Genomic DNA, 23,756 nt, shown 5'->3' with positions numbered 1-23,756 from the left:
CCTTTTGCTTCTTCGTTCTTACGCTTGTCACCTCTGACCAATCGCCCTCCGCACTTAGGTATTATCCGGCTCCGGGCGATAGAGGCTCGAGGTCGTAAGCCCAAAGAAGTTAAAGGCTGGAAAGCGCCTTTTGCTTCTTCGTTCTTACGCTTGTCGCCTCTGACCAATCGCCCTCCGCACTTAAATAGGCATTAGTAGTTTTATTCCGAAAGCAATCAGGATGCAGCCTCCGAGGATTTCGCCGTAGATTCCGAGGTATCCTTGTACTTTCCGGCCGAGGAGCAGGCCAGACCATGTCATCAAGATGGCAGCCAGTCCGAAGATGAGTACGGCGAATGCTGCTTTGACGCCAAAGATGCCAAGGCTCAAGCCTGCCGAAAAACTGTCGATGCTGACAAGGAGGCCAAATAATAAAAGACCTGCTCCTACCGGGGCGACGAATGCATTCTCCTCTTCCTTGAAGGCGTACAGCACCATTTGGCCGCCGAGGAGAATGAGCAGGGTGCCGCCAACATAGATCGTTACCTGTCCGAACGTGCCGGAAAGCAGGTTGCCTGCGACAATCCCCAACAACGGCATGAGAATGTGAAAGACACCGACCGTCAGCCCTATGTAAAATATTTGCCGGAGCCGGAGTTTGTACATTCCCATTCCGAGCGCGATCGAAAAAGCATCCATGCTTACGGCAAATGCCATTACGCACAATGTAATCAGTTGCGGAAGAAGCATATGATATGCCCCCTTTCCCTGTGGACATGCTCATAAAAACATATGCAGGGAAGGAGGTTTGTAGACTTCTTTTCAGTTCTGTCGAATCCACTGATGACTGGCGGCTTTTTCGAGGCGGTTCATGATGGCGGCTCCCACCCCTTTTTCCGGGTATGCTTCAGCAAAAATGATGTCTGGCATCTTTTCATCAAATGCCCTGAGTCCGTCATATAGCGAGCGGGCGACTGAGGCGAGGTCATCGCGGCTGCCGCATTCAATAACAAAGTCAGCCTGATATCCAGGGGCTGTTTCCGCAGGTGCCAGAACACCGACCTTCAGTCCCTCATTACGCTTTTCATCAATGAGACGCTGCAGCCATTCGGGATCTCCATCCACTAAGAAAAGAGGGGATTTCGGCGCATAGTGCTTATATTTCATCCCGGGCGCCTTTGGTGCTGCCTCGCTGTCCTTAACTGCGGCATCCACAAAGACCGGACCGATCACCCTTTCAATCTCCTCTTTGGAAATTCCGCCCGGCCTGAGAATCACCGGTCGGCCTCCGGAAAGATCTATCACCGTCGATTCCACACCGACCCCTGTCGCACCTGCATCGACAATTCCAGCAATTTTACCTGACAGGTCTTCCTCTACATGTGCGGCCGTTGTCGGGCTTGGCCTGCCTGAGCGGTTTGCACTCGGCGCAGCTACAGGCACTCCTGCCGCATTGATCAAAGCCCTGGCGACCGGATGATCTGGCATCCTTATACCTACCGTATCCAATCCCGGGGTCACTTTTTCTGATACCGCTCCTTCTCTCTTCGCTAGCAGGATGGTCAAAGGGCCGGGCCAGAATGCATCTATTAATCTTTTTGCCCCTTCGGGCACGTTTTCCACAAGGGCCGCCAACTGGTCTATTTCACCGATATGGACAATGAGCGGGTTGTCACCGGGACGCCCCTTCGCTTCAAAAACCTTAGCAACGGCATCATCCGAAGCCGCATTCGCTCCGAGTCCGTAAACTGTTTCAGTTGGAAAAGCAACAACCTCATTTTTCCGCAAAAGTTCTGCCGCTTCCTCTATTTGTGGATAATCACCCCACTTATCCATAGGTTTATCCACATTCCACAACTTTGTTTTCATTCAATACACCTCTATACACGCTTTTATAAAAATAAACCTGTAATCCGCTATTTCCTTCGTTTTTTTTCCGAATTTCGACATTCAATCAATTGATTGATGAACAAATTGCCCACAGGGTGGGGATAATCAGCCTGATTTTGGGGATAACTTTTCCCTAAGCTGTGAATATCTCTGTTATTATACAGCAGTTTTCCCGAAAAAGAAAAACCCCATCGACATGAGGTTTCAAAATAGATTCTCCAGCAGTTCTTTCAAAAAGAATTTCACTTCCACTTCGCTTTCCGGCTCGGCCGCATATGTGGATGACTGATTCTGCTCTTCGTTGTTATCCACATTGTGGATTTCTTTTTCCTCAAAACCCGGGCTGACCGCTACACTGTTTGATACGTCGATAAAGCAGAGGGGAGGGAACAATACGCACCACCAGTTGGCTCCTCCGCCTTCGCCAAGCGTAATCAGGATCGCCTCGTACGTGCCAGCCGGATAATACAATTCACCGTATAATTTGGCCGGAAAAGGGACATCGCCGAATTCAACTTTCACCGAGTGGCTTAGGTTCATCTTTGCCATTTCTTCTCTTGCAATCTCTTCTATTGCCGGCAGCCGGGAAGAAATAATGTCTCTTGCCTCCTCGATAGACGTAAGGTCCCCCACCCACTTTGTAATTTCCTGATTGACTGCATCACGAATCTTCCTTTTTACATCCTGATCTTTGTCGCTGTCACTGTTGGCTAGAATCCGCAGACGAATCGCCTCGTCCGGAATGACAAGCGACTTTTCTGCCGCCTCAGCACTCTCTTGCTTTGGAATGAAGGCGCCTGCCATTGTTCCGAGTGCCAGCACAATTATATAAAGCCATGCGATTTTTTTCTGATAGAATGTATGAATGCTGTAATCCATTTCAACTGCCCCCTTCTTCTCACTAGGAACCAGTATGGACAAAATGAGAGTCACGTAAACTCTCAACATATTTTTTTCGTCTAAAAAACCCCGCCTCTTCATCAGAGAACGGGGTGGACAAGGACAATCCGATCTTTTCCATTGATATCAAAGACAATTTCCGATTCACAGCCTGAAAAAGCCGTCTCCATCATCGCCGCAACTTCTTCGCCCTGGCCGCGGCCGATTTCAAAAGCGATCAGGAATTTCTCTTCCATCATAGCGGGCAGCCCGGCAGCAAATCGGCGGTAAAAGTCAAGTCCGTCTGAGCCGCCGAACAGTGCGCTTTCCGGCTCATGCTCGCTTACCGTATCGGACAGTTCTGTTTTTTCCCCAATTGGAATGTAAGGGGGATTGGACACAACAATATCGAAGGTTTCGCCTGTAAATGGTTCCAGCAAATCACCTTGACGGAATTCAATTTCCGCACCAAGGCGATCCGCGTTTCTTTTTGCCATTCCCAGCGCAGCATCGGACAGATCCGAGGCAAAAACATTAAGCTGCGGCTGCTCAAGCTTTAGCGTAATGGCAATTGCCCCGCTCCCGGTCCCGACGTCAAGAAGGCGGGCCGGACGGTCACCGAAAAGCTTTCGGATACGGTCAAGCACCGCAACGATCAGCTCCTCCGTTTCCGGCCGAGGAATGAGCACGTCCCCATTTACATCAAAGCGTCTGCCAAAAAACTCTTCATACCCGAGAATATGCTGGACCGGCCTTCCGGAGGCATGCTCCTTTACTGCAGCAGTAAAACGGGTCCATTGCCCTTCCGGCAGCGGTTGCCTTTGCTCGGCGAACATCTTCGCCCGGCTCCAGCCGGTAATCCCTTGGAAAAGAAGTTCGCCTGCCCGTTCTTCGCGGCCATGGTCCTGCAAAAACGAAGAAGCCCATTTAAGGGCTTCGAAAACGTTGATGCCGTCCATCTTACTCATCGGCGCTCTCCAGCTTTTTCGACTGATCTTCGATGACAAGCGCATCAATGATTTCATCCAGCTTGCCTTCCAAAATCTGATCGAGCTTCTGGATCGTCAGGCCGATCCGGTGATCCGTTACCCGGTTCTGCGGAAAATTGTACGTACGGATCCGTTCAGACCGGTCACCTGATCCGACAGCCGATTTCCGGTTAGCATCATACTCAGCCTGCGCCTCCTGCTGAAACTTGTCGTAGACGCGGGCGCGGAGCACCTTCATCGCTTTTTCCTTGTTCTTGATCTGTGACTTCTCATCCTGGCAGGAAACGACGACCCCTGTCGGCAAATGAGTCAGCCGGACTGCAGACATCGTCGTATTTACGCTCTGTCCGCCCGGACCGCTCGATGCGAACGTGTCGACGCGAATGTCTTTTTCATGGATGTCAATTTCGACCTCTTCCGCTTCCGGCAGTACCGCAACAGTCGAAGTCGACGTGTGGATTCTTCCGCCAGACTCTGTTTCAGGCACACGCTGCACACGATGGGCGCCATTTTCATACTTCAGCTTTGAATAAGCGCCTTTGCCGTTGATCATGAAAATGATTTCCTTATATCCGCCGAGACCTGTGGAATGGGCTTCGATCACGTCGGTTTTCCACCCGTTGTTCTCCGCATAGCGGCTGTACATCCGGTAAAGATCCCCGGCAAACAGTGCTGCCTCGTCTCCCCCTGCAGCCCCGCGGATTTCCATAATGACGTTTTTGTCATCGTTCGGGTCTTTTGGTACAAGAAGGACTTTCAGCCGACCTTCCAGTTCCTCGAGCTTGTCTTCCAGCTCGCCGACCTCCTCCTTGACCATTTCCTTCATTTCCGGATCAAGCTTATCATCGAGCATTTCTTTCGCTTCTTTATATTGACTTTGAACGTTCTTATATTCACGGTAGGCTTCAACCGTTTCCGCGATTGCCGACTGCTCTTTGGAATACTCCCGCAGCTTCGTCGCATCGTTGACGATCTCCGGATCGCTCAACAGTTCATTCAGCCTGTCATAGCGCTCTTCCACTGACTGCAATTTGTCGAACATGCTATTCACCTCAGATTGTTTGCATAAGTGCACTATTATAGTATACAGATGGATTTATTCAAAGCAAACAAAAATAAGAAAAACAGGCCGTATACCCAAAGCCCAAATAAAAAAGAGACAATCCGGAAGGCTTCCCCAAGGATCATCTCTATGTACATTCATTCTTTTTCCAAAGCCGCCTGCAGCTCGGCATTGATGCCGGCCGGCACTTCATGGTGGTGGCGGCATCTTGCTTCATATGACTCTGATGCTCCGACCAAAATGACTGGATCTTCATAGCAAGCCGGCTGCCCGTTGATCAGGCGCTGTGTCCGGCTAGCAGGCGATCCACATACCGCACAGACAGCCTGAAGCTTGGTCACCTGCTCGGCAATTGCCATCAGTTCCGGCATCGGACCGAACGGCTCGCCCCGGAAATCCTGATCCAGTCCTGCGACGATGACGCGATGCCCACTGTTCGCCAACTGCTGGGCGACTGCTGTGATCCCATCGTCAAAAAATTGGGCTTCATCTATTGAGACCACGTCAATATCGGCGTGGACCATCCCAAGAATTTCAGCCGAATCCGCAACTGCATGGGCATGGATCGCTGTGCCGTTATGGGAGACTACCTCAGTAATGCTATAACGGTCATCAAGCTGCGGTTTGAATACCATAATGCTCTGCTTGGCAAATTGCGTACGCCGCACACGGCGGATCAGTTCTTCTGATTTCCCTGAGAACATGCTGCCGCAGATCACCTCGACCCAGCCTGAATGCTTCATTATCATATCCATAAAAATGCCGCTCCTTCCTTGCTTAAGGGGTATTTTCCCCGATAGTAGGGTGAATAACCGAGTTAAAAGAAAACGAGTAAAAAACACAACCGAGAGGTATGATGTTGCTCCCTTTCACGCGCATGACTTAGCCCAGGCTGCGACGGAAAGAGGTCACCCGAGCAACATTTATCCAAGGATTCCAACCAAATAGGCATAAAAAAACAGGCAAGCGTTCTTGCCTGTCCAGGCTGGCAGCAACGCCGCAGCCTGATTCTTCATATGTACAAAACAGAACAGGCAGTTGCCTGCCTGTTCATTGTTTTTTTAGTTTTCTTCAGACTTAAGACCGTATTTTTTGTTAAAGCGGTCTACGCGGCCTGCTGCGCTAGCAAATTTCTGACGGCCAGTGTAGAAAGGATGGCATTCTGAGCAAACTTCGACGCGTACGTTTTCTTTAACAGAACCGCTTTCGAATTCGTTGCCGCATGCACATGTAACTTTAACTGTTTTGTAATCTGGATGAATTCCTGCTTTCATTACCTTTCAGCTCCTTATGCCCTGAATCATTTGCTGAAACAGAGTTTGTCTATTAACGATGCGGTTTGCCGCATTCATTTTTAAAATCACTTTATTATTATATCAAGTATACCCACAAAATGCAATCGATTATAAAAGATTTTTCGAATTAGCATTCGGCTTCATTTCTGCAGAAAGCATGGTGAAGAAATCTTCGTTCGTCTTCGACTGTTTTAGCTTACGCAGGAATTTCTCGGCAAAATCCGGCGAGTCGGACATTGCTTTTCGCAGCTTCCACAGCTTTTCGAGCTGATCTCTCGGTACAAGGAGCTCTTCCTTTCTTGTACCAGATCGGCGGATGTCAATAGCAGGGAAGATTCTCCGTTCTGACAGAGAGCGGTCGAGATGAAGTTCGAGATTTCCTGTTCCCTTGAATTCCTCATAAATCACGTCATCCATGCGGGAGCCGGTGTCCACCAAAGCAGTTGCCAAGATCGTCAGGCTTCCGCCCTCTTCAATGTTTCGGGCTGCACCGAAGAAACGCTTCGGGCGATGAAAGGCAGCCGGATCGATTCCGCCTGAAAGGGTTCTGCCGCTCGGCGGAATCACAAGGTTGTAGGCGCGGGCCAAGCGTGTAATACTATCCATCAAGATGATGACATCACGCTTATGCTCGACAAGACGCATCGCCCGCTCAAGGACGAGCTCTGCAACCTTGATATGGTTTTCGGGAACTTCATCAAAAGTGGAGCTGACGACTTCAGCATCGACAGAACGCTCGATGTCCGTCACCTCTTCAGGACGTTCGTCGATCAGCAGGACAATCAGTTCAGATTCCGGATGGTTCGTCGTAATCGCGTTCGCTATGGACTTGAGCAGCATCGTTTTTCCCGCTTTTGGAGGAGCAACGATCAGTCCCCTCTGACCGAATCCTACAGGGGAGACAAGATCCATGATCCTCGTCGACAAGTTCGATGGTGTCGTTTCAAGTTTAATCTGACGGTCTGGATAAAGAGGTGTCAGGCCAGGAAAGTGGACACGTTCTTTCGCTGTTTCTGGATCTTCCCCATTGACCGCTTCCACATGAAGCAGGCCGAAGTAGCGCTCATTCTCTTTCGGCGGGCGTACTTTTCCGGAAACCTTGTCCCCGTTCCTAAGATCAAATCTGCGAATTTGCGATGCAGAAATGTAAATGTCTTCGGAGCTTGCCGTATAGTTGATCGGCCTTAGGAATCCAAAACCTTCAGATTGGATGATTTCGAGTACTCCTTCCATGAAGAAGAAGCCTTCCCGTTCCGCACGCGCTTTTAAGATCGCAAAAATGAGTTCTTTCTTTGTCAGTTTGCTGTAATATGAAACTTTGTATTCTTTGGCCAGCTCATAGAGCTCCTTCAGTTTCATATCTTCCAGCAAGGAAATGGTTAATTCAGCCATATCTACACCACACTTTTAAAATTTTCGTTTATGAAAAATCCGTTTATAACAAGTAAATAGAAGATCGGAAGGATTGATGGTAGAAGGATTGGTTGCAGTTTGAAGTGAGAAGAGAGTCTCCCTATTCTATTTTAACTGTTTTTAACAAGAGAGAGAAGGGGTTTGTGCGGGATCAGAAGCGAATTTTTGGATTTTCATCCGCCTCTGCCTATCCCGGTTTTCCCTTCTCCATCCCAGCTTATCTGATGACCATGTTCGGTTTTTTATGGAGGCTGTGCCTGCCGTCGACAAAACGGACAGTACCCGATTTCGCTCTCATGACAACCGAATGGGTGCTTCCATATGTACCCTTGAATTGGACGCCGCGGAGCAATTCCCCATCAGTCACACCCGTTGCGGCAAAAATCGCATCATCGCCGCGGACGAGATCCTCCATTCTGAGAACATTGCCCAAGTCGATTCCCATTTTCTTGCAACGTTCAAGTTCTGCATCATTCTGCGGGAGCAGCTTGCCCTGGATCTCGCCTCCGAGGCATTTGAGCGCAACGGCGGCAAGCACCCCTTCAGGTGCACCTCCCGAGCCGAAAAGAATGTCGACGCCCGTTTCATCAAACGCTGTGTTGATTGCGCCGGCTACATCGCCATCCGAAATGAGCTTGATTCTTGCCCCTGCTTCCCGTAATGCGGCGATGATCCCTTCATGGCGCTCACGATGCAAAACAGTGGCAACGACATCTTCTACATCTTTGTTCTTGGCTTTCGCAACAGCCTTCAGGTTGTCGAGAACAGAAGCATTGATGTCCACCTGCCCTACCGCTTCCGGGCCGACTGCGATTTTCTCCATATACATGTCTGGAGCATGCAGAAGGTTGCCGTCATCCGCGACCGCCAGTACAGTCAGTGCATTCCATCCTCCGGAGGCGACAAGATTTGTCCCTTCCAGCGGATCGACCGCAACATCAACCCGCGGGCCGTACCCTGTGCCAAGCTTCTCCCCGATATAAAGCATCGGAGCTTCGTCCATTTCCCCTTCACCGATGACGACTGTTCCCTTCATCGGAATCGTATCGAACACATCTCTCATCGCTGAGGTGGCTGCACCATCAGCCTCGTCTTTTTTTCCGCGGCCCATCCAGCGCGCAGAAGAAAGAGCTGCCGCTTCTGTGACGCGGACAAGCTCCATCGATAAACTTCTCTCCATCGTGCAGTCCCCCTGTTTATTGTCTGGCCCTGCTTGATGTCTATAGTATATATCAGTTACGGGCCTGTTTCAAAAGCCCGTTTTTTCACGAGCTTTTGATTTGGTCCTTCTCATCCTCTGACATTTCTTCCCGCCAGATCGTCGCCCCAAGTCCATTCAATTTCTCAACGAGTCCGCTGTAGCCGCGGTCGATATGCTCCAGCCCCGTCACTTCAGTGATCCCTTCTGCCAGCAGTCCAGCGATAACAAGCGCTGCGCCTGCACGCAGATCGGACGCCTTTACCTTTGCGCCTTGAAGCGGAGAAGGTCCATTCACAATCGCTGACCGTCCTTCTACTTTGATGTTTGCGTTCATTCTCCGCAATTCATCAATATGCTTGAATCGGGCAGAGTAGATCGTATCGGTAACGATCGACGATCCTTCCGCTCTCGTCAGAAGGACAGTGAATGGCTGCTGCAAGTCAGTAGGGAATCCTGGGTACACGAGCGTTTTAATATCAACAGGTTTCAGATTTTCGCTTTTGCCGATATAAATATGCTCGTCCCCTGTTTCAATCGGGATGCCCATTTCCCTCAATTTCGCCGTAAGCGATTCGAGATGGAGCGGAATGACATTGTCGATCAGCACACCCTCGCCTGCTGCAGCGCCTAAAATCATATAGGTCCCCGCCTCAATCCGGTCAGGAATGATCGTATGACGGCAGCCGTTTAAGCTGTCGACCCCATCAATCCGGATGACATCGGTACCGGCTCCCTTGATTTTTGCCCCCATATTCGTCAGCAAAGTGGCAACATCAATGATCTCCGGTTCCTTCGCAGCATTCTCGATGACCGTCCGTCCTTTTGCCCGTACGGCTGCAAGCATGATATTAATTGTGGCTCCGACACTGACGACGTCCAGGTAAATCCGGGCACCGCGCAATTCGTCCGCACGCAGATAGATGGCACCTTGTTCATTGGTCACCTTCGCACCAAGTGCTTCAAAGCCTTTTATATGTTGATCGATGGGCCGCGGGCCTAAGTGGCAGCCGCCGGGCAGTCCGATGACCGCTTTTTTGAAGCGTCCCAGCATTGCGCCCATCAAATAATAGGATGCTCTCAGTTTCTTGACTCTCCCATTCGGCAGCGGCATGGAGACCATTGTGCTCGGGTCAACCGTCATTTCACCTTCGCGGAATGTAACATTTCCGCCGATTTCCTCAAGCAGTTCCTTCAGCGTATGAACGTCAGAAATATCAGGGAGGCCTTCGATCGTTACAGGCGACTCAGCTAAGATTGTCGCAGGAATCAAGGCAACCGCGCTATTTTTCGCACCGCTGACTTTAATTGTTCCTTTCAGTGGATAACCGCCTGCAATTTTGAGCTTTTCCATTTTAGACTTCCTCTCTTGCCAGATTAAAAAATTCATATTTTGTGCATAGATTTGGCATTATACAAGTAGTATAAACGATTTTAGCCGAGACATGCGCAATGAAATGAAAATTTAACCCGATTGTAAGAAAAAGATGGCAGTTATTTACAGGCGGAGAAAAAGGAGCTGCATATTGCCGCTCCTTTTTTATCGCCGGATCATTTTCTTCCGCTTGCTTCCCAGTCGTGCATAAATGCCTCGATTCCCTTGTCTGTCAGCGGATGTTTGAACAGCTGGACAAGAACTTTGTACGGGAGCGTGGCGATATGGGCACCGCTTAGCGCAGCATCTGCGATATGCTGCGGGTGGCGGATAGAAGCGGCAATAATTTCCGTTTTAATATCATGAATGGCAAACAGCTCGGCGATCTGAGAAATGAGCACTGCACCGTCATGGCCGATGTCATCAAGCCTGCCAATGAACGGTGAAACATAAGTAGCACCGGCACGGGCCGCAACGAGAGCCTGGTTCATACTAAAAATCAGCGTCACATTCGTTTTGATACCTTCCTTCGAGAGAATGCTGACGGCCTTCATCCCATCGGCTGTCATCGGAATTTTGACAGTGATGTTCGGCGCGATTGCCGCCAGCTCACGGCCTTCTTTGACCATGCCGTCCGTATCAAGTGCAATGACTTCCGCACTGACAGACCCTTTGATGAATGAAGTGATTTCACGAAGGCGATCATGGAATGAAATATCTTCTTCTTTTGCAATTAACGACGGGTTGGTCGTCACTCCATCAATAATGCCGTACTCATGAGCTTTTTCGATTTCATTGAGGTTTGCCGTGTCGATAAATAATTTCATTGAATTCCATCTCCCTTTTCTCCCGTTGTGCCGGGCTGTTATGGTAGCGCATACTTTTCTTTTAAAAAAATGAACCGCAGAACTTTTTGTTGACCGGCCAATAGTTTTAAATATTCAAACTTATCCTTTTGTATCAAAACCGCCCAGGACCCTGCCTGGGCGGCTCTTAAAACTGGATGTTCGCTGCTTATGCTTTGTTAGAGGAACCGAATTCGCGCATTTTGCCGATGACGGTTTCTTTGATTGCATCGCGAGCAGGACCCAAGTATTTGCGCGGATCGTATTCGTTCGGTTTTGCAGCCAACACTTCGCGGACAACTTTCGCGGATGAAATTTGGTTTTCTGTGTTGACATTGATTTTTGCTGTACCGAGAGAAATGGCACGCTGGATATCTTTTGTCGGAATGCCTGTTCCACCGTGGAGGACAAGCGGCACACCTGTAAGTTTCATGACTTCTTCCATCCGGTCAAACCCGAGGTTCGGCTCACCTTTGTAAGGTCCATGAACGGAACCGAGCGCCGGCGCGAAGCAGTCGACATTCGTTTCGCGGACAAGACGGTCGCATTCTTCAGGGATCGCATAAGCTGCATCCGCATCGCTGACAGTCAAGTCGTCTTCCTGGCCGCCGATACGTCCGAGTTCCGCTTCAACGGAAACGCCGAGAATATGGGCAAGCTCAACAACTTTCTTTGTAAGCTGGATGTTTTCTTCAAGCGGGAAGTGAGATCCGTCGATCATGACTGATGTGAAACCTGCGTCGATCGCTTTTGCACAAGCTTCAAAGCTTGAGCCGTGGTCAAGATGGATGGCAACCGGAACAGTTACTCCATATTCCTCCATTAATGCTTTGACCATTTCGACAACGAGCTTGAAACCGCCCATGTAACGCGCAGCACCTTCAGAAACACCGAGAATAACTGGTGATTTCTCTTCTTGGGCCGCTAGCAGGATCGCTTGCGTGAATTCCAAGTTATTCACGTTGAATTGTCCGACTGCGTAATGTTCTTCCTTTGCTTTATTGAGCATGTCTGTCATGGATACTAAAGGCATGTTCTTTCCTCCTTGTGTGTGTACTGCTATTATGTAACGGCAGCTCTGTTTTTTTCATGTTCATCATATCAAAACATTTCATCCTTTACCACGTTCAAGCGCAGATACATGAAAAGGACATAATGATACCGTTTGCAAGTTCGTTTTTATCTCCCTCCATTGTTAGTATGCTCCTCCATAACCATTTTCGATACTATGTATGCTCCAAATACCGCTTGACCGCCTGGCGGATCTCCTCGATGTCGAATGGCTTCGGAAAATGCGCGAGAATGCCAAGATCCCTGGCGGCTTCCATCATTTTTAACTCCCCGTAAGCTGTCATGATGATCACCCGGATATCCGGATCGATCTCCTTCATATGCTGTAAAATTTCAATTCCATCCATTCCAGGAATTTTCATATCGAGCAACACAAGGTCCGGAGTATGTTCCCTTGTAATTTCCAATGCCTGCGGGCCATTAGCCGCCTGGAAAATTTCGTAGCCTTCTTTTTGTAAAATTTCATTCAACAATACCCGTATGCCGAACTGATCATCGACAATCAAAACTTTTTCCCTCATGTTATCCCCCTCTTCACGGATCATCGTTATCATTTCGGGCAAGGCACCCATACCGTATTTTTCGTCTTGGTACGGCTCTGCCCCGAATGCTTGGCATTTTTCTAACTTTTTCTAACTGATTATACTTTCTTCGCTGCCAGAGCAATAATATCCTCCTTATATCCATAGACGAAATATAAGAGGAAAAAGTTCTGCTCATGTATAATAAACGTATCTTGCAGAAGGAGTGAGCCTAATGCTAAAAATGTTCACGACACAATTGACAGGCTTATTTACCCGCATCAGGGAGAAAGAAGAGTTCGATATTGAGGACGGAGCACGCCTGCTTGCCCAGGCGCCTGTCGGAGAAGGGAAAATCTACATAGCCGGCTTCGGGGAGATGGGAGGCATCGCGGATGAGGCGCTGCACGGCGCCGAGCCGCTTCAAGGGGCGGCTCGCTTTACAGATCTGGCTTCCGTAGGGCAGCCGGACCGTGTTTTGATTTTTACCCGCTACAATGATGATCCGCAAGCAGTCGCACTTGCGAGAGAGCTGGCTGATTTATCTATTCCCTTTGTTGCGGTATCAGGTTTGAAGCCGGATATTGAGGAAGGACTGGAGGAGCTTGCAGATGTCCACCTTGATACGCGGTTGATCAAGCCGATGCTTCCTGCTGAAGACGGCACCCGTGTCGGCTTCCCTTCTTCAATGGCCGGACTGTATTTGTACTTTGCATTGAGGTTTTCGATTGAGGAAATGCTTGAAGAATATGGGGAATAAGATGAGGCAGGCAGCGTGATCGCCTGCTTTTTTTTGTGGTTTTGCAAGGATTGCGAGAGGCGTATTTGTGAATCATTACACATACACACCCCTGATTCCGGAAGAAGTTGATATATTTTGCGAGAGTAAGATATATCCGGCAGGACGGCGATATCCGCGGCCGCTTCCCGTATCTTAGCAACTTGCACGGCCGAGCGATGCAGCCACAACGCCCCCGGTTACAAAAATATATTTTGACACACCAGACCTCCGGCTTACTTCTTTTAAGGAATAAAAAACACTCCCCTACAAAATGTAAGGGAGCGGAGCTTATCGTGCTAACATCCTTTTTCAAGGAAAAGAAGCCAAGAGTTACTCTTCTTCTTCATCTTCCTCTTCTTCCTCATCCTCGTCGACCTCGACTTCTTCCTCATCTTCGAGTTCATATTCGTCGTCATCAAGAAGCACTTCATCTTCGTCTTCGAATTCCTCTTCTTCTTCTTCACGGAGGGCTTCAAGGCTTTCGTCTTCGTCTTCATCAAGATCATCGACCAGATCGTCTTCATCCTCATCGAAGTCAAAGTCGTCTTCATCTTCAAGCAGATCTTCGTCCTCGTCGATCGCTTTCTTTTTCTTTTTCTTCTTCGTTTTCAAAGGAGTGATAACTTCTTCATCAATTTGGTCATACGGATACCACTCACGCAGCCCCCAGCGATTTTCGCCAAGCGACATGAAGCCGCCGTCTACGTTCAAATCCGTGTAAAACTGGACCATTCTTGAGCGGAGCTCCTCGTCGGAAATCTCCAATACTTTGCCGATCTCCTCAACAAGCTCATTGAAGGAATAGGCTTGCTTCTTTTCGGCAAGGATATTCCGGGCGATTTCAATAAAAGACATCTCTCTTAATTCTTCTTTCGATCTTTCCTGCAAGTTCAATGAACGCACACCCTTTCAGTCTGCATATTCAAAAGGCATCTAGTTTTCATACCTTGATAGAAAAAATTCCATACTCAACAATTATAAACAAATCCCTTTCACTTTAGCCACTCTTTTCCGCCGATATTATTTGTTTTCTTTTTGCTGCTTGTTATCAATGGTGTGTGGGGTGTTTTCTGGAGAGGTTGTGGCCAAGCGGTGTCCGAAATAAAAAAGAATGAAAGAAGCCAGGAGGAATGGAATGGCGCCTAGTGAAAGCTGGTAAAGTATATAGCTTGCAGATACAGCGATGACAGTCCCAACGGCAATGAGGAAGTATTTCATATTTTCACGTCCTGTCAAGAGAGATCTGTTGCATGAATGAGTACGATGCCCTGTGCTTTCTATATACCCAATTTCTTTGAAGGAACAGACTGGGAGAGCAATAGGTCTTACTTCATATTTTATCCGATTTCCTTCTGATTATCCAAAATTTGCAATGCTGTTCCTCAAAAGAATTGAGGCGGAGGGGAAATAGAAAAAAAGGCTGCCAGAGGAAATCAGCTCATACTGATTTTTGTCTGGACAGCCCTTGCGGAAATCACATATTTCTTCTGTATTGGCCGCCGACTTCATAAAGGGCATTTGTAATCTGCCCGAGGCTGGCCGTTTTGGTCGTTTCCATCAATTCGGCGAAAATATTGCCGCCGCTGACAGCTGTTTCTTTAAGTTTTTTGAGTGCAGCTGCGGACCGGTCTTTGTTTGTTTCCTGAAAGTCCTGGAGGTTTCGAATCTGTGTTTCTTTTTCCTCGGTAGTTGCCCGAGCGAGTTCAATCGTATCCATCTCCTCTTCCCCAGGCGGGTTCGGATTCAGGTAGGTGTTGACACCGATAATCGGAAGCTCGCCGGAATGCTTGAGCATTTCATAATGCATTGATTCTTCCTGGATTTTTCCGCGCTGGTACTGGGTTTCCATTGCGCCAAGTACACCGCCACGATCATTCAGCCGCTCAAACTCCTGGAGGACGGCTTCTTCGACAAGGTCTGTCAGTTCTTCGATAATAAAGGAACCTTGCAGCGGGTTTTCATTTTTCGACAGGCCATGTTCCTTAGTAATGATCATCTGGATCGCCATCGCCCGCCTGACCGATTCTTCCGTCGGCGTTGTGATCGCTTCGTCATACGCGTTCGTATGAAGCGAGTTGCAATTGTCCTGCAGGGCCATCAGTGCCTGGAGGGTCGTGCGGATGTCATTGAAATCAATCTCCTGTGCATGGAGCGACCTTCCTGATGTCTGCACGTGGTATTTCAGTTTCTGGCTCCGCTCATTCGCCCCATATTTGTCCCGCATCGCCGTGGCCCAGATTCTTCTGGCGACCCGGCCGATAACCGTATATTCCGGGTCAAGGCCATTTGAGAAGAAGAAGGACAGGTTGGGAGCAAAATCGTTAATGTCCATGCCGCGGCTCAAGTAATATTCGACGTACGTGAAACCGTTCGCGAGTGTGAAAGCCAGCTGCGAGATCGGGTTCGCCCCCGCTTCAGCGATATGGTAGCCGGAGATGGATACCGAGTAGTAATTACGGACGCGGTGATCGATAAAGTACTGTTGAATGTCCCCCATCATCCGCAGGGCGAATTCGGTTGAGAAGATACATGTATTCTGGCCTTGGTCTTCTTTTAAAATATCAGCCTGGACAGTTCCTCGGACAGTCTGGAGTGTGGCTGCCTTTACTTCGGCATATTCCTGTTCAGTCAAGTCGCGTCCGAGTTCTTTTCTTTTCGCTTCCGCTTGCTGATCGATTGCCGTATTCATGAACATCGCTAAAATAATAGGCGCCGGTCCGTTGATTGTCATTGACACGGAAGTCGATGGAGCACAAAGGTCAAAGCCCGCATACAGTTTCTTCATATCATCAAGTGTGCAGATGCTGACGCCGCTTTCTCCGACCTTGCCGTAAATATCCGGGCGCCGATCCGGATCTTCTCCGTAAAGGGTAACTGAATCGAAAGCGGTGCTCAGTCTTTTCGCTTCATCGTCCTTCGACAGGTAATGGAAGCGGCGGTTCGTCCGCTCAGGCGTCCCTTCGCCGGCGAACTGGCGCTTCGGATCCTCCCCTTCGCGTTTGAACGGGAACACGCCTGCGGTGAACGGGAAGGAACCCGGCACATTTTCCTTGTATACCCATTTCAAGATTTCGCCGTAATCCTCGTATTTCGGCAGCGCCACTTTTGGAATGGCAAGGCCAGACAAACTCTTCGTCGTCAGCCGGGTGACAATCTCCCGGTCACGGATTTTTGTTGTGAAGCTGTCTCCGGCGTATTTTCCCTTCAGCGCCGGCCAATTGGCGAGTACTTTTTTCGAAGCGGGGGTCAACTCCTCTTCTGCGCCGTCCTTCAGCTTTTCCAGCGTTTCGAAAACAAGGCTGTCCTCATCGTTTTCTTTAGCGGCAGCGATAGCGCCCTCAAGTTGGAATACCTTTCGGGCGGCTTTCGCCTGAGCAAGGGCATGTTCGTGATAGCGCCGGACTGTATCGGCAATTTCGCGTAAATAGTACTGGCGGCTGTTCGGAATGATCACGTCCTGCTTTTCCACGACTGCTTTCGTCGAAAACGGCACCGGCCATTCTTCGCCTGTCTTCTCATTGATTTTTTCAATCAGCGCGGCAAATAGCGCATTTGTCCCCGGATCGTTGAACTGGCTCGCAATTGTTCCGTATACCGGCATCTCCTCGAGATTTTCATCGAAAAGCAGCCGGCTGCGCTGATATTGCTTCTGCACCTGGCTCCTAGCATCCTCTGAACCCTTCCGCTCAAATTTATTGATAACGATCAGGTCAGCATAGTCGATCATATCGATTTTTTCCAGCTGGGATGGCGCACCGAATTCGCTCGTCATCACATACATCGCTACATCGCTGATCTCGCTGATTTCCGCATCCCCCTGCCCGATTCCGCTCGTTTCAACGACGACCAGGTCAAAGCCTGCTGCCTTGACAACATGAATCGCATCCTTGATGGCAAGAGACAGTTCGCTCCTTGAACCGCGCGTGGCGAGGCTCCGCATATAGATTTGCGGCGAGAAGATCGCATTCATTCGGATCCGGTCGCCGAGCAGCGCTCCTCCGGTTTTCTGCTTCGTTGGGTCAACAGACAGAATTGCCACTTTCTTATCTGGAATTTCATTGATGAAGCGGCGGATCAGCTCATCCGTCAGCGAGCTCTTCCCGGCGCCGCCAGTACCCGTTATCCCAAGCACCGGGGTATTATGATTGCCCGCTTCTTTTTCAATCATCTCAAAAATTTCATCGAGCTCCGGGTTGTCGCCGTCCACCCGGCTTTCTGCAGCGGAAATAAGGGAAGCGACCGCTTTCGTATCGCCTTCCTTCAATTTTTCGGCCTTTTCCCCGAGCGTCTCACGGACAATCGGATAGTCGCATTCCTTAAGCATTCGGTTGATCATGCCTTGGAGTCCGAGCTTCCGTCCATCTTCCGGAGAGAAAATCCCTGCAATCCCGTAATCATGCAGTTCCTTGATCTCTTTCGGAATAATGACGCCGCCACCGCCGCCATAGATACGGATATGGGACGCTCCGCGCTCGGCAAGCAGGTCATGCATATATTTAAAATATTCGACATGCCCGCCTTGATAAGAAGACATGGCGATTCCTTGCACATCTTCCTGGATCGCCGCATTGACCACTTCCTCGACCGAACGGTTATGGCCGAGATGGATCACTTCGGCGCCGCTTGATTGCAAAATCCGCCTCATGATGTTGATGGAGGCGTCGTGGCCGTCAAACAGGCTTGACGCGGTCACAAACCTGACAGGATGTTTCGGCTTGTATATTTCTACAGTACTCATCTGAATCCTCCTCTTTAGCTAGTTGACAGTCCGGCTGTCCAGCCCGGAAATGAGCAGATCTGTCTGAATCCGGATATAGTCGTCGATCGAATAGGCTTTTTTCAATGCCCAGCGGCGGAAGCCCCACATCTGCCCCTGGACGAAGATGTTATGGGCGAGCAAATGCTGGTGGGTCGGGTCGAGATCAAGCTCACCCGTCTCGACGCATTTGGAGATGAGGCGCTCCAACAGCTCCACCATCTCCATCTCCTTTTTCAGTACATAAGGCAGGGCTTCATTCGACAATGACTTTGCTTCCTGGTACATAATAAGCACCTCGTCCTGCATGCTGTCGACGACTTTGAAATAATGGCTGATGCCGACTTTCAAGCTTTCGAGCGTCCCCTTCTCGACGTCCATCCGGTTCAGCCGGCTGATGACTTCATCGTAAATGCTGTCGCAGACGAGGTAGAGGACATCTTCTTTCGTCCGGATATATTCATAGAGTGTTCCGATGCTGAAGCCTGCCGCCTGTGCGATTTCGCGGGTCGTTGTCCGGTGAAAACCCTTCTGTTTGAAAAGCGAAACTGCCCCCTTCACCATTTGACTGCGCCGTTTTTTTACAAGCTGTTCATCTTTGACTGAAGCAAGGATCCTTTTTTTCTCACTCAACTTCTCTCCCCCTTGCCAAAGAGAGCTGAAGAATCGATCTTCAACTCTCTGGTCCTTCTTATTTCAAAACCATTCGCGAAATAACGAGCCGCTGAATTTCCTGCGTGCCTTCGTAAATCTGCGTTATTTTCGCATCGCGCATGAAGCGTTCGACCGGATAGTCCTTCGTATAGCCGTAGCCGCCGAAAATCTGGACCGCTTCTGTCGTTACTTTCATCGCCGTATCGCCGGACATTAGTTTCGACATCGCCGATTCCTTCCCATACGGCAGCCCTTTTGACTCCAGCCATGCAGCCTGGTAGGTTAGCAGCCGGCTCGCCTCTATACCCGTGGCCATATCGGCAAGCTTGAACGAAATCCCCTGGTTATCGGCAATCGGTTTTCCGAATTGCTTCCGCTCTTTCGCATAGCCGATAGCCGCATCAAGAGCGCCCTGTGCAATGCCGACCGCCTGTGCGGCGATGCCATTGCGTCCGCCGTCAAGTGTCATCATCGCGATTTTAAAGCCGTCCCCCGGCTCGCCGAGCATGTTTTCAGCCGGTACACGGCAATCTTCAAAAATGATTTCCGTTGTCGGCGAAGAGCGGATCCCGAGTTTTTTCTCCTTCTTGCCGACAGAGAAGCCTTCGAAATCTTTTTCAATGATGAATGCAGTCGAGCTTCGCTTATTGTCCGGATCGGTTAGCGCGAATACGACATAAATATCCGCGATGCCGCCATTTGTGATGAAAATTTTCGAGCCGTTCAAAATATAAGTATCGCCGTCTTTTTTGGCGACGGTTCTCATCGCACCGGCGTCGGACCCTGAATTCGGCTCTGTTAGCCCGTAAGCGCCAATCTTTTTCCCTTCCGCCATCGGGCGTAAGTATTTCTGCTTCTGCTCTTCGCTGCCAAATTTGAAGATCGGCCAGCCGGCAAGCGACGTATGGGCAGAAAGTGTGACGCCCGTTGAAGCGCAGACACGCGAAAGCTCCTCGACTGCGATGCAGTAGGCAAGATAATCGCTGCCGATACCGCCGTACTCCTCCGGCCACGGAATCCCCGTCAATCCGAGTTCCGCCATCTGCTTGAAAATCCCCACGTCGAATCGTTCTTCCTCATCTCGTTCCGCCGCAGTCGGCGCAACTTCATTCACCGCAAAGTCGCGGACCATTTTTCTGATCATTTCATGCTCTTCACTAAGACGAAAGTTCATCTCTCTATTTCCTCCCGACAGACAGGCCAAGTTTCCTGTTTGCTATTTTAATAGATGCTTGCCGATGACAATGCGCTGAATTTCGCTCGTGCCTTCATAAATTTCCGTGATTTTCGCATCGCGGAAATACCGTTCGACCGGATAATCCTCCGTATAGCCATAACCCCCGAAAATCTGTACTGCTTCAATTGCAGTGTCGACCGCCGTTTTTGAGGCGAACAGTTTTGCCATTGAGGCTTGCTGGCCACAAGGGATTTTTTTCGCCCAAAGATCGGCTGCCTGATAAATAAGCAGTCGCGACGCTTCGACGGCTGTTGCCATGTCGGCAATCTTGAAAGCGACGCCTTGCTGGTCTGCAATCGATTTGCCGAATTGCTGCCTTTCCTTTGCGTAGGTTGCTGCTGCGGAAAAAGCAGCATCGGCAATGCCGAGCGCCTGGGCGGCGATGCCGATCCGCCCGACGTCAAGATTCGCAAGGGCGATTTTGAACCCTTTCCCTTCTTCGCCGAGCAGGTTTTCCGCCGGCACTTTCATATTGTCAAATGTCAATTCAACGGTCCTTGAACCATGGAGGCCCATCTTTTTCTCGTCTTTGCCGACGATGAAGCCGGGCATTCCCTTTTCGACGATGAAAGCGGAGATGCCGTAGCTGCCTTTCGAAGGATCCGTGAGTGCAAAAACAACATAAACATCGGCCTCGCCGCCGTTCGTGATGAACATTTTCGAACCATTGAGGATATAGTGATCCCCTTCACGGACGGCGCGGGTCTTGAGCGCCCCCGCATCCGAACCGGAGCCCGCTTCCGTCAGGCAGAATGCTCCCAAGTACTCGCCTGAAGCGAGTTTCGTCACATACTGCTGCTTTTGTTCTTCCGTACCGAAGTAGAGGATCGGGTTCGTGCAAACCGATGTGTGGACACTCAGGATAACACCGACAGTTGCACTCACCTTCGAAAGCTCCTCAATCGCCATAATATAAGACAGAAAATCCATTTCCGCTCCGCCGTACTTGGCCGGTGCAGTGATGCCCATCAGGCCGAGCTCCCCCATTTTTTTCAAAATCTTACGCGGGAACTCGCCGGCTTCCATGCTATCGATAAAGGGTGCGATCTCCTTTTCGGCAAAATCACGGACCATCTTTCTCATCATCTGCTGTTCCTCTGTCAATTGAAGCTCCATCGCTGTTCCTCCCAGATGCCGACTACTCGTAGATGTAGAATCCCCGGCCTGATTTTTTCCCGAGCCATCCAGCCTTGACGTACTTCCGCAGGAGCGGGCATGGCCGGTATTTGTCATCGCCGAACCCTTCATGGAGTGTCTCCATGATGTACAGGCATGTATCGAGTCCGATAAAATCCGCCAATGTGAGCGGTCCCATCGGATGATTCATCCCAAGCTTCATCACTTCATCAATCGCTTCCTTGGTTGCGACTCCTTCATATAGCGTGTAGATCGCTTCATTGATCATCGGCATGAGCACACGGTTAGCGACAAAACCGGGGAAGTCGTTCACTTCGACAGGTACCTTCCCAAGCTTCTTCGTCATGCCTTCGACGGCTTCGTATACTTCATCCTCCGTTGCCAAGCCGCGGATAATCTCAACAAGCTTCATGACTGGCACCGGGTTCATAAAATGCATGCCGATCACCTTGCCCGGACGGTCTGTCGCCGCGGCAATCTCAGTGATAGGGAGTGATGAAGTATTCGTCGCGAGAATTGCATTTGACGGTGCAATTTTATCGAGCTCAGCAAAAATATTCGCCTTCACTTCCATGTTTTCAACTGCCGCTTCAATGACGATGTCGGCATTCCCCGCATTATTCAAATCTGTCGACGTTTTGAACCGCGCGAGTATTTCATCTCGCTCTTGCTCCGACATCCGGCCCTTTTCCACTTGGCGGCCGAGGTTTTTTCCAATCGTGCCGAGCCCTTTTTCAACGACAAGCTCCTGCAAATCGTGCAAATAGACGGTATAACCGGCCTGGGCGCAAACCTGGGCGATCCCTGAACCCATCTGCCCCGCGCCGATGACCATTACGGTTTTGATTGTCATCCTTCCATTCCTCCCTACTATTTCGGCACCTCAATCATTACAGCATCGCCCTGTCCGCCTCCCGAGCAGATAGACGCAATCCCGATACCGCCGCCTCGGCGTTTCAGCTCGTATGCGAGCGTCAGAATAATTCTCGCTCCGCTCGCGCCGATCGGATGCCCTAGAGCGACCGCGCCGCCGTTGACGTTCACCTTTTCCGGATCAAGCTCTGCGATTTTATTGCTTGTGAGGGCAACAGCCGCGAATGCTTCGTTGATTTCAAACAGGTCGATCTCTTCAAGCTTCTTGCCGGTCTTTTTTAAAATTTTATTGATAACAAGTCCCGGTGTCTGAGGGAATCGCTCTGCTTCAACGGCCACTTCTGCGTGCCCGATAATATAAGCAAGCGGCTTTTTTCCTTCTCGCTCTGCGCGCTCCTCGCTCATGAGAACGACAGCGGCCGCGCCATCGTTAATTCCCGGGGCATTTCCTGCCGTAATCGAACCATCTTTGTCAAAAGCCGGACGGAGTCCTCCTAGCTTCTCGATCGTTGTATCCTTCCGTGGTGACTCATCATGGCGGATGACGACCGGATCGCCTTTTCGCTGTGGTACTTCGACTGGGACGATCTCTTCATCAAACAGGCCTTTTTCCGTCGCTTCAAGCGCCCTTTTGTGGCTGCGCAAAGCCCAGTCGTCCTGGGATTCTCTCGTAATCTCATATTCTGCTGCCGTTTCATTTCCGTACGTGCCCATATGGACATTTTTAAAAGAGCAGGTGAGCCCGTCATGAACCATCAGGTCAACGACGGCCTGGTCGCCCATCTTATAGCCCCAGCGTGCTTTTGGCAGCATATACGGAGCGTTGGACATCGACTCCATACCGCCGGCAACAATCAGGTCCTCATCGCCTGCACGAATGATCTGGTCGGCGAGAGTGACCGCCCTCATACCGGAAGCGCACACTTTATTTACCGTCTCCGTCTTCACTTCCCATGGAATTCCTGCATTGCGGGCCGCCTGCCTGGACGGGAGCTGCCCCTGACCGCCTTGAAGAACCGTCCCAAGAATCACTTCCTGCACATCCTCAGGCTTGATGTCCGCTCGCTTTAACGCTTCCTTGACTGCAATTCCCCCAAGCTCAGATGCCGTAAATGAACTCAGTCCTCCGCCAAACTTGCCAAATGGCGTCCTTGCCCCTGCAACCAATACTGTCTTCGCCATGCCTTCCTCTCCCTTTCTAGTAAAGTTGGTAAACGCTTTCAAATCTACTTATCAGTTACTCGCTTCTGGCTGTTTTCCTGCTGTACTCGTGCCTGCTTCATTCCGATTGAACGCTCGCTCGGCAAAGATTTTTTTAGGAGACGCTTCGTTTGATGAAGCGCCTGATTTTTTGTGTGCTGATGAATGGGTCGGTAGTTCTTTGATGGATGATAGATATCTACCGTCCGAGCATCCTCCGCTTCTCTTTGTCCAGCTCCGGATGCCAGCGACTAGCAGATTTCACGATTCTTCCTACGATAAGTCAACATCGGCTCCTGCGTCGCCGTGTTTCCTTTATCTCGTCAGAATCCCTCCAATCTGTACGTCGCTAAACCGCATCCTCCGCTTTTCTTTGTCCAGCTCCGGGCGATAGGGGCTCGGGGTCATAAGCCAAGAACAGAGGAAGGCAAAAAGCGCCTTCTTCTGTTCTCGTCTTATGCCTGTCGCCCCTGATCAATCGCCCTCCGCTATTCTTTCTCCACATACCGATTTCTCCAGTAGTTCGGCGATGTCGTAGGTGGAGACGTTGTCTTCGACTTCTTTGGCTTTTGTGCCGTCGGACAGCATTGTCAGGCAGTA

General features: G+C 50.0%; 22 protein-coding genes. 1 reads left to right on the top strand and 21 read right to left on the bottom strand.

Annotated features, from left to right (window positions below):
- Positions 1-180: 180 nt before the first annotated feature.
- The 13 genes from AC0TWI_RS00350 to AC0TWI_RS00290 form a co-directional block, all read right to left on the bottom strand.
- Positions 181-729: a manganese efflux pump MntP gene (locus AC0TWI_RS00350; RefSeq protein WP_488124348.1), complete on the bottom strand. Its 549-nt coding sequence runs from the start codon at positions 727-729 to the stop codon at positions 181-183.
- 72 nt (positions 730-801) lie between these two features.
- Positions 802-1,848: an L-threonylcarbamoyladenylate synthase gene (locus AC0TWI_RS00345; RefSeq protein ID WP_488124347.1), complete on the bottom strand. Its 1,047-nt coding sequence runs from the start codon at positions 1,846-1,848 to the stop codon at positions 802-804.
- Between the two features lie 225 nt (positions 1,849-2,073).
- Positions 2,074-2,748 (bottom strand): stage II sporulation protein R, encoded by a 675-nt coding sequence (spoIIR, locus tag AC0TWI_RS00340; protein WP_488124346.1) that lies wholly within the window; start codon positions 2,746-2,748, stop codon positions 2,074-2,076.
- A 101-nt stretch (positions 2,749-2,849) separates the two neighbouring features.
- Entirely contained in the window at positions 2,850-3,698 is an 849-nt protein-coding gene (gene prmC / locus AC0TWI_RS00335) for a peptide chain release factor N(5)-glutamine methyltransferase (RefSeq protein WP_488124349.1), read from the bottom strand.
- 10 nt (positions 3,699-3,708) lie between these two features.
- Entirely contained in the window at positions 3,709-4,779 is a 1,071-nt protein-coding gene (gene prfA, locus AC0TWI_RS00330) for a peptide chain release factor 1 (RefSeq protein ID WP_488124345.1), read from the bottom strand.
- 158 nt (positions 4,780-4,937) lie between these two features.
- A complete protein-coding gene (locus AC0TWI_RS00325) occupies positions 4,938-5,555 on the bottom strand; it encodes a thymidine kinase (protein WP_488124344.1) in 618 nt (205 codons plus the stop codon).
- 306 nt (positions 5,556-5,861) lie between these two features.
- Positions 5,862-6,074: a 50S ribosomal protein L31 gene (gene rpmE, locus AC0TWI_RS00320; RefSeq protein WP_488124343.1), complete on the bottom strand. Its 213-nt coding sequence runs from the start codon at positions 6,072-6,074 to the stop codon at positions 5,862-5,864.
- Between the two features lie 129 nt (positions 6,075-6,203).
- Positions 6,204-7,487, bottom strand: a complete 1,284-nt coding sequence (rho, locus tag AC0TWI_RS00315; protein ID WP_488124342.1) for a transcription termination factor Rho — start codon at positions 7,485-7,487, stop codon at positions 6,204-6,206.
- A 238-nt stretch (positions 7,488-7,725) separates the two neighbouring features.
- Positions 7,726-8,688 carry a class II fructose-bisphosphatase gene (gene glpX, locus AC0TWI_RS00310; RefSeq protein WP_488124341.1) on the bottom strand — a complete coding sequence of 321 codons (963 nt, stop codon included), beginning with the start codon at positions 8,686-8,688 and terminating at the stop codon, positions 7,726-7,728.
- Positions 8,689-8,773: 85 nt separating this feature from the next.
- Positions 8,774-10,060 carry a UDP-N-acetylglucosamine 1-carboxyvinyltransferase gene (gene murA, locus AC0TWI_RS00305; protein ID WP_488124340.1) on the bottom strand — a complete coding sequence of 429 codons (1,287 nt, stop codon included), beginning with the start codon at positions 10,058-10,060 and terminating at the stop codon, positions 8,774-8,776.
- A gap of 197 nt (positions 10,061-10,257) precedes the next feature.
- Entirely contained in the window at positions 10,258-10,908 is a 651-nt protein-coding gene (fsa, locus tag AC0TWI_RS00300; protein WP_488124339.1) for a fructose-6-phosphate aldolase, read from the bottom strand.
- Between the two features lie 187 nt (positions 10,909-11,095).
- Complete coding sequence (fba, locus tag AC0TWI_RS00295; RefSeq protein WP_488124338.1) at positions 11,096-11,959, bottom strand: class II fructose-1,6-bisphosphate aldolase; 864 nt, start codon at positions 11,957-11,959, stop codon at positions 11,096-11,098.
- 193 nt (positions 11,960-12,152) lie between these two features.
- The gene (locus AC0TWI_RS00290) at positions 12,153-12,518 is read right to left on the bottom strand and encodes a response regulator (protein WP_488124337.1); all 366 of its coding nucleotides are present in this window, start codon (positions 12,516-12,518) and stop codon (positions 12,153-12,155) included.
- A 235-nt stretch (positions 12,519-12,753) separates the two neighbouring features.
- Between AC0TWI_RS00290 and AC0TWI_RS00285 the strand changes: the two genes are divergently transcribed.
- Positions 12,754-13,278 (top strand): DUF2529 domain-containing protein, encoded by a 525-nt coding sequence (locus AC0TWI_RS00285; RefSeq protein WP_488124336.1) that lies wholly within the window; start codon positions 12,754-12,756, stop codon positions 13,276-13,278.
- A gap of 351 nt (positions 13,279-13,629) precedes the next feature.
- On the opposite strand, the gene rpoE is transcribed toward AC0TWI_RS00285, so the two are convergent.
- The 8 genes from rpoE to AC0TWI_RS00245 all read right to left on the bottom strand — a co-directional run bounded on the left by rpoE (position 13,630) and on the right by AC0TWI_RS00245 (position 23,138).
- Entirely contained in the window at positions 13,630-14,202 is a 573-nt protein-coding gene (rpoE, locus tag AC0TWI_RS00280; protein WP_488124335.1) for a DNA-directed RNA polymerase subunit delta, read from the bottom strand.
- A gap of 117 nt (positions 14,203-14,319) precedes the next feature.
- A complete protein-coding gene (locus tag AC0TWI_RS00275) occupies positions 14,320-14,517 on the bottom strand; it encodes a hypothetical protein (RefSeq protein WP_488124334.1) in 198 nt (65 codons plus the stop codon).
- 256 nt (positions 14,518-14,773) lie between these two features.
- Positions 14,774-18,037, bottom strand: a complete 3,264-nt coding sequence (gene icmF / locus AC0TWI_RS00270; protein ID WP_488124333.1) for a fused isobutyryl-CoA mutase/GTPase IcmF — start codon at positions 18,035-18,037, stop codon at positions 14,774-14,776.
- Positions 18,038-18,055: 18 nt separating this feature from the next.
- Positions 18,056-18,688 (bottom strand): TetR/AcrR family transcriptional regulator, encoded by a 633-nt coding sequence (locus tag AC0TWI_RS00265; RefSeq protein ID WP_488124332.1) that lies wholly within the window; start codon positions 18,686-18,688, stop codon positions 18,056-18,058.
- Between the two features lie 58 nt (positions 18,689-18,746).
- A complete protein-coding gene (locus AC0TWI_RS00260) occupies positions 18,747-19,883 on the bottom strand; it encodes an acyl-CoA dehydrogenase (protein ID WP_488124331.1) in 1,137 nt (378 codons plus the stop codon).
- A gap of 42 nt (positions 19,884-19,925) precedes the next feature.
- The gene (locus AC0TWI_RS00255) at positions 19,926-21,062 is read right to left on the bottom strand and encodes an acyl-CoA dehydrogenase (protein ID WP_488124330.1); all 1,137 of its coding nucleotides are present in this window, start codon (positions 21,060-21,062) and stop codon (positions 19,926-19,928) included.
- Positions 21,063-21,084: 22 nt separating this feature from the next.
- On the bottom strand, positions 21,085-21,936 hold the full coding sequence (locus tag AC0TWI_RS00250; protein WP_488124329.1) for a 3-hydroxybutyryl-CoA dehydrogenase: 852 nt from the start codon (positions 21,934-21,936) through the stop codon (positions 21,085-21,087).
- Between the two features lie 17 nt (positions 21,937-21,953).
- A complete protein-coding gene (locus tag AC0TWI_RS00245) occupies positions 21,954-23,138 on the bottom strand; it encodes an acetyl-CoA C-acetyltransferase (protein ID WP_488124328.1) in 1,185 nt (394 codons plus the stop codon).
- Between the last annotated feature and the right edge of the window lie 618 nt (positions 23,139-23,756).

The organism is Lederbergia sp. B243.17, from assembly GCF_057657925.1.
Note: the sequence above shows the minus strand (reverse complement) of the source record. Positions and strands in the feature narration are given on the sequence as shown.